6 protein-coding genes are annotated in these 6,966 nt (G+C 58.9%); all 6 read left to right on the forward strand.

Annotation, left to right across the window (positions count from 1 at the left end; genetic code table 11):
- Positions 1-502 precede the first annotated feature (502 nt).
- The 6 genes from cyoA to alaC all read left to right on the forward strand — a co-directional run bounded on the left by cyoA (position 503) and on the right by alaC (position 6,874).
- The gene (cyoA, locus tag IRZ77_RS17695) at positions 503-1,447 is read left to right on the forward strand and encodes a ubiquinol oxidase subunit II (RefSeq protein WP_046616069.1); all 945 of its coding nucleotides are present in this window, start codon (positions 503-505) and stop codon (positions 1,445-1,447) included.
- Positions 1,448-1,450: 3 nt separating this feature from the next.
- Positions 1,451-3,469, forward strand: coding sequence for a cytochrome o ubiquinol oxidase subunit I (gene cyoB, locus IRZ77_RS17700; protein WP_013970980.1), 2,019 nt, complete (start codon positions 1,451-1,453; stop codon positions 3,467-3,469).
- A 3-nt stretch (positions 3,470-3,472) separates the two neighbouring features.
- Entirely contained in the window at positions 3,473-4,096 is a 624-nt protein-coding gene (cyoC, locus tag IRZ77_RS17705; RefSeq protein ID WP_025337745.1) for a cytochrome o ubiquinol oxidase subunit III, read from the forward strand.
- Positions 4,096-4,428 (forward strand): cytochrome o ubiquinol oxidase subunit IV, encoded by a 333-nt coding sequence (gene cyoD, locus IRZ77_RS17710; RefSeq protein WP_003259128.1) that lies wholly within the window; start codon positions 4,096-4,098, stop codon positions 4,426-4,428. Before cyoC ends, cyoD begins: the two co-directional genes overlap by 1 nt.
- Positions 4,429-4,439: 11 nt before the next feature.
- Positions 4,440-5,327: a heme o synthase gene (gene cyoE, locus IRZ77_RS17715; protein ID WP_196174027.1), complete on the forward strand. Its 888-nt coding sequence runs from the start codon at positions 4,440-4,442 to the stop codon at positions 5,325-5,327.
- Between the two features lie 338 nt (positions 5,328-5,665).
- Positions 5,666-6,874 carry an alanine transaminase gene (gene alaC / locus IRZ77_RS17720; protein WP_046616071.1) on the forward strand — a complete coding sequence of 403 codons (1,209 nt, stop codon included), beginning with the start codon at positions 5,666-5,668 and terminating at the stop codon, positions 6,872-6,874.
- The last annotated feature ends 92 nt before the right edge of the window (positions 6,875-6,966 follow it).

Genomic DNA, 6,966 nt, shown 5'->3' on the forward strand with positions numbered 1-6,966 from the left:
CTCACCGCTTGATTCAGATCAACCCGAAGGCCTTGCAGAATGCGGCTTTGGGGCCTATCAAGCGGGGTGCGACAAACTGTCGCGAAGTTGAATTTTTGAGCAGTATTGTTGCAGATTCTGTAAAGGACTGTTGCTCAATAAGTCATAGTCAAGGGTTGGCGACCTATCTACAATCGCCCCCAATTTCCGTTCGGCACTGCTTGCAAGTCGCAGGATTGAAGGAAGCCCCAGCGCTCCTTTTTGCTGACTTCGTCAAGTTTCGCCCAACGGCGATACCGGGCGGACCCCCCTCCGCGTTTTCCCGCACCAAATGGACTTGGTCTGAAGTACAGGCCTGTTGCCTACGAAACCATAAGCACCGCTAACCCGCTTGACGCCAAGGTCCTGCAGTCGGACCCCGGGCAGGAGCGAGTACGGGCGCGAAATGCCGCACTTGGCAGGACGAAGTGTTGGCTACCAAAACACAAATTGCATTGAAGCAAGCTGATCTAGAGGTCGTGAGATGAGTAAAAAGCGTTACCCCAGACTGTTTGGCATATTGCCCTTTTTAGGCATGCTTTTACTCAGTGGGTGCAACTGGACCCTGCTCGACCCGAAAGGTCAGGTCGGCATTGAGCAAAAGAACCTGATCCTGATCGCTACCGGCCTGATGCTGCTGGTGGTGATTCCTGTCATTATCATGACCGTGGTTTTCGCCTGGAAGTACCGTGCTTCCAACAAGGCTGCCACCTACACCCCTGACTGGTCGCACTCGACCAAGATCGAAGCCGCGGTGTGGATCATCCCGATCCTGATCATCATCGCCCTGGGCTACTTCACCTACCACTCCACCCACAAGCTGGACCCGTACCGTCCGCTGGATTCCGATGTGAAGCCGGTGCAGATCGACGTGGTCGCGCTGGACTGGAAGTGGCTGTTCATCTACCCGGAGCAGGGCATTGCCACGGTCAACAAGATCGTCTTCCCGGCTAACACTCCGGTCAACTTCCGCGTCACTTCCGACGCCGTGATGAACTCGTTCTTCATCCCGGGCCTGGGCGGCCAGATCTACGCCATGGCCGGCATGACCACCAAGCTGCACCTGATCGCCAACGAAAACGGCGAGTTCGACGGTATCAGCGCCAACTACAGCGGTGCTGGCTTCACCGGCATGAAATTCAAGGCTACTGCCACCTCTCAGGAAGACTTCGACAAGTGGGTCGCCGAGGTCAAGCAGTCGCCGAAGAAGCTGGACAAGGCCGAATACGAAGCCTTGGCCAAACCAAGCGAAAACAACCCAGTCGCGCTGTATAGCGAGGCTTCGCCTGACCAGTTCCAGCTGATCGTCGACAAGTACGAAGGCATGAACCGCGGTCGTCCGAGCCACGAAGAAGCAGGCAGCAAAGATCTGGCCACTACCAAGGGTGTGGAATCGAGTATGCAACCAGCTGCCGGTGCAGAGGAGTAAGAGATGTTCGGTAAACTAAGCCTGGAGGCGATACCCTATCACGAGCCGATAGTCATGGTGACGCTTGCCATGATCGCGCTCGGTGGTATCGCTGTCGTCGGTGCTATCACCTACTTCCGCAAGTGGACCTACTTGTGGAGCGAGTGGTTGACGACTGTCGACCACAAGAAAATCGGGGTGATGTACATCATCGTCGCGATGGTCATGCTGCTGCGCGGCTTTGCCGACGCCATCATGATGCGTACCCAGCTGGCTGCCGCTACCGGTGGCTCCGAAGGTTACCTGCCGCCTGAACACTATGACCAGATCTTCACCGCTCACGGTGTGATCATGATCATCTTCATGGCGATGCCGTTCTTCACCGGCCTGATGAACCTGGCGGTTCCTCTGCAGATCGGTGCACGTGACGTTGCCTTCCCGTTCCTGAACTCCCTGAGCTTCTACCTGCTGCTGGCAGGCGTGCTGCTGGTCAACATCTCGCTGGGCGTTGGTGAATTCGCCAAGACCGGCTGGGTTGCCTATCCGCCGCTCGCGGGCATTCAGTACAGCCCTGGGGTGGGTGTCGACTACTACATCTGGGCTCTACAGCTCTCAGGCCTGGGTACGACGCTTACCGGCGTGAACTTCCTCGTCACCGTGATGAAGATGCGCGCACCTGGCATGAAGCTGATGGACATGCCGATCTTCACCTGGACCTGCACCTGGGCCAACGTGCTGATCGTGGCTTCCTTCCCGATCCTGACCGCTGCACTCGCTCTGCTGACTGTTGACCGTTATCTGGACTTCCACATCTTCACCAACGAGCTTGGTGGGAACCCGATGATGTACGTCAACCTGTTCTGGGCGTGGGGTCACCCTGAGGTGTACATCCTGATCCTGCCGGCCTTCGGTGTGTTCTCGGAAGTTACCTCCACCTTCGCAGGCAAGCGTCTGTTCGGCCACCACTCGATGATCTACGCATCGGGCGCCATCGCCGTGCTGGGCTTCGCCGTATGGCTGCACCACTTCTTCACCATGGGTGCCGGCGCCAGCGTCAACACCTTCTTCGGCCTGGCGACGATGCTGATCTCCATTCCGACCGGTGTGAAGCTGTTCAACTGGCTGTTCACCATCTACCAGGGCCGTCTGCGCTTCACCGCGCCGATCATGTGGACCCTGGGCTTCATGATCACCTTCTCCATCGGTGGCATGACTGGTGTTCTGCTGGCTGTTCCAGGTGCTGACTTCGTGCTGCACAACAGCCTGTTCGTAATTGCTCACTTCCACAACGTGATCATCGGTGGTGCGGTATTCGGCTACATCGCCGGCTTCGCCTACTGGTTCCCGAAAGCCTTCGGTTTCACCCTGAACGAGAAGTGGGGCAAGGCTGCCTTCTGGTTCTGGATCTCGGGCTTCTACGTAGCGTTCATGCCGCTGTACGCCCTGGGCTTCATGGGCATGACCCGTCGTCTGAACCACTCCGACAACCCACTGTGGGAACCCTACCTGTACGTAGCCGTTGTCGGCGCTGTGCTGATCCTGTTCGGTATCGCCTGCCAGCTGATCCAGCTGTACGTATCGGTTCGCGACCGCAACCAGAACCTGGACGTGACCGGCGACCCATGGGGCGGCCGTACCCTGGAATGGTCGACTTCGTCGCCACCTCCGTTCTACAACTTCGCCCACATGCCTGAGAAGGTTGGCCTGGATGCCTGGCACGAAGCCAAGGAAGCCGGCGTCGCCTACAAGCCTGCAGCCAAGTACGAAGCGATCCACATGCCGAGCAACACCTCCACCGGTTTGTTCATGGGCCTGTTCCTGACCGTCTTCGGCTTCGCCTTCATCTGGCACATCTGGTGGCTGGTTGGCGCGAGCCTGGTTGCAACCATCGCTGTCTTCGTTCGCCACGCTGCGCGTGACGACCAGGGCTACATGGTTCCGGCCGAAGAAGTGGCGCGCATCGAAGGCGAGCGCATGAAAGCGCTGGCCAAAGCAGGTGCTCTGCCTGCCGGCGCACGTGTCGAATCGTTTGAGCGGGTGTAATCAATGTCCAGTCAAGTAATGCACGGTGCTGCTCATGGTCACGACCATGGGCATGACGACCACCACCACGACTCGGGCCAGATGACCGTACTCGGTTTCTGGCTGTACCTGATGACCGACTGCATCCTGTTTGCGTCGCTCTTCGCCACCTACGCGGTGCTGTCCGGCAGTTTTGCCGGCGGCCCGTCGGGTCATGACATCTTCCAGCTCGATTTCGTAGCTGTTGAAACGCTGTTCCTGCTGCTGTCCTCGATCACCTTCGGCTTCGCCATGCTGAAGATGTTCGATGGCAAGAAAGCTGGCGTACTGGGCTGGTTGGCTGTGACCTTCCTGTTCGGTGCAGGCTTCATCGCGATGGAAATCTACGAATTCCATCACCTGATCGCCGAAGGCTTCGGCCCGCAGCGCAGTGGCTTCCTGTCGGGCTTCTTCGCCCTGGTAGGTACCCACGGTCTGCACGTGACCGCCGGCCTGATCTGGATGGCGATCATGATGTACCAGATCAACAAGCACGGCATCACGCCGACCGCCAAGACCCGCATGAGCTGCCTGAGCCTGTTCTGGCACTTCCTGGACGTGGTCTGGATCTGCGTATTCACCGTCGTCTACCTGCTGGGAGTTCTGTAATGGCTAACGCACACGACACTCATCACGAAGGTAACCACGGCAGCGTCAAGTCGTACATGATCGGCTTCATCCTGTCGATCATCCTGACTGCGATCCCGTTCGGCCTGGCCATGTCGCCAAGCCTGCCGAAGAACCTGACCGTTCTGATCATTGTTGCCATGGCCGTGATCCAGGTAGTAGTGCACCTCGTGTACTTCCTGCACATGGACCGCTCGAAAGAGCAGCGCAACAACGTTTCGACGTTCCTGTTCACCACTCTGGTGATCGCTCTGCTTGTCGGCCTGTCGCTGTGGATCATGTTCAGCATCCACTTCGAAATGTTGGCCAAGTGAGGTAAGACTGCATGTCCGTTAAGCACTTTATCCAAATCACCAAACCGGGGATCATTTTCGGTAACGTGCTTTCCGTGGCAGGCGGTTTCTTCCTTGCCTCGAAGGGCCATGTGGATTTCGCCCTGTTCCTGGCGGTGGTGATCGGTACTTCGCTGGTGGTCGCGTCCGGATGCGTGTTCAACAACTGCATCGACCGTGACATCGACCACAAGATGGAGCGCACCAAGAACCGCGTCATGGTCCAGGGCGGCATGTCGCTGCCCCTTGCGCTGATCTACGCCACCCTGCTCGGGGTGGCGGGTTTCAGCCTGCTGTATGTCCAGGCCAACCCGCTGTCGGCGTTCTGTGCGCTGATCGGTTTCATCGTCTATGTCGGTTTCTACAGCCTTTGGCTGAAGCGTAAATCGGTGCACGGCACCTTGGTCGGCAGCCTGTCTGGTGCCATGCCTCCGGTGATCGGCTATTGCGCCGTGAGCAACAGCTTCGACCTGGCTGCGGTTACCCTGCTGGTGATGTTCAGCCTGTGGCAGATGCCGCACAGCTTTGCCATCGCGATCTTCCGCTTCAAGGATTACAGCGCTGCCAACATTCCGGTCCTGCCGGTGGCACGTGGCATCCTCGCGGCGAAGAAGCAGATCGTGCTGTACGTGCTGGCCTTCGTGCTCGCGACCCTGATGCTTACCCTCGGCGGTTACGCCGGCCTCGGCTACCTGGCCGTGGCAGCAGCCATGGGCCTGTACTGGCTGTACATGGCCTGGGGTGGCTACAAGGCCGAGGACGACAGCAAGTGGGCCCGCAAGGTGTTCGGCTTCTCCATCCTCACCGTCACTGCCCTGAGCGTGATGATGGGTGTGGACAGCCAGACCGCTGTGGATGTGCTGATGACATACGCACGCTGATACTGCTGCCTGTTTCACGAAAACCCCGGCCACTGTGCCGGGGTTTTTTATGTGTGTTTTTCTGTGCCGGCCTCGTTCGCGGGCTTGCCCGCTCCCACAGGTACGGCGCAGGTCTCGGGGCAGGTGAGTAATCCTGTGGGAGCGGGCAAGCCCGCGAACGAGGCCGGCACAGCAGAATATAAATTTCTTATTTTCAAAAAATACATCTGAAAAATTCTAAAAAAACAGGAAATTGTCATTTACATGGCTCCTGTCTCGGCATTATCTTCTGATCCAGGCCGCCACATCGGCCAGCGTCGCTCGGACGGTTCCGGGCGCTTACGTACTCAGAGGAAGCCATGGCCAACCCAGGTTCGCCGCGCCGCTTTGCGCGCATCGATCGTCTCCCCCCTTACGTCTTCAATATCACTGCCGAACTCAAGATGGCTGCCCGCCGCCGTGGCGAGGACATCATCGACCTGAGCATGGGCAACCCCGACGGCGCCACCCCGCCGCACATCGTCGAAAAGCTGGTGCAGGTCGCCCAACGTGAAGATACCCACGGCTACTCCACCTCTCGTGGCATCCCGCGCCTGCGTAGGGCCATCTCCAACTGGTACAAGGAACGCTACGAGGTCGAGATCGACCCGGAAAGTGAAGCCATCGTCACCATCGGCTCGAAGGAAGGCCTGGCGCACCTGATGCTGGCTACCCTCGACCAGGGCGACACGGTGCTGGTGCCCAACCCCAGCTACCCGATCCATATCTACGGGGCGGTGATCGCCGGAGCCCAGGTGCGTTCGGTGCCATTGGTGCCGGGAGTGGACTTCTTCAACGAACTCGAGCGGGCCATCCGCGAATCGATCCCCAAGCCGAAGATGATGATCCTCGGGTTCCCGTCCAACCCCACCGCGCAGTGCGTGGAGCTGGACTTCTTCGAGCGCGTGGTGGCCCTGGCCAAGCAGTATGGCGTGCTGGTGGTGCATGACCTGGCCTATGCCGACATCGTCTACGACGGCTGGAAAGCCCCGTCGATCATGCAGGTGCCGGGGGCCAAGGACATCGCGGTGGAGTTTTTCACCTTGTCCAAGAGCTACAACATGGCTGGCTGGCGGATCGGCTTCATGGTCGGCAACCCCGAGTTGGTCAGTGCCCTGGCGCGGATCAAGAGCTACCACGACTACGGCACCTTCACCCCGCTGCAGGTAGCTGCCATTGCAGCACTGGAAGGCGACCAGCAATGTGTGCGGGACATCGCCGAGCAATACCGCCAGCGCCGCAACCTGTTGGTGAAGGGGCTGCACGAGCTGGGTTGGATGGTCGAGAACCCCAAGGCCTCGATGTACGTGTGGGCGAAGATCCCGCCGGAGTATGCGCACCTGGGTTCGCTGGAGTTTGCCAAGAAGCTGCTGGCCGAGGCCAAGGTATGCGTATCGCCGGGGATCGGCTTTGGTGATTATGGTGATGACCATGTGCGCTTTGCCCTGATCGAGAACCAGGACCGTATTCGCCAGGCGATTCGCGGGATCCGGCAGATGTTCCGGGCTGATGGGGTGGCCCGGAAATAGGCTGTTGGGGCCGCTTTGCGGCCCTTTCGCGACACAAGGCCGCTCCTACAGGGACCGCGCAGTTTTCGAATCCTGCGCGGTCCCTGTAGGAG

This window comes from Pseudomonas pudica, from assembly GCF_015680405.1.
Classification (GTDB): domain Bacteria; phylum Pseudomonadota; class Gammaproteobacteria; order Pseudomonadales; family Pseudomonadaceae; genus Aquipseudomonas; species Aquipseudomonas pudica.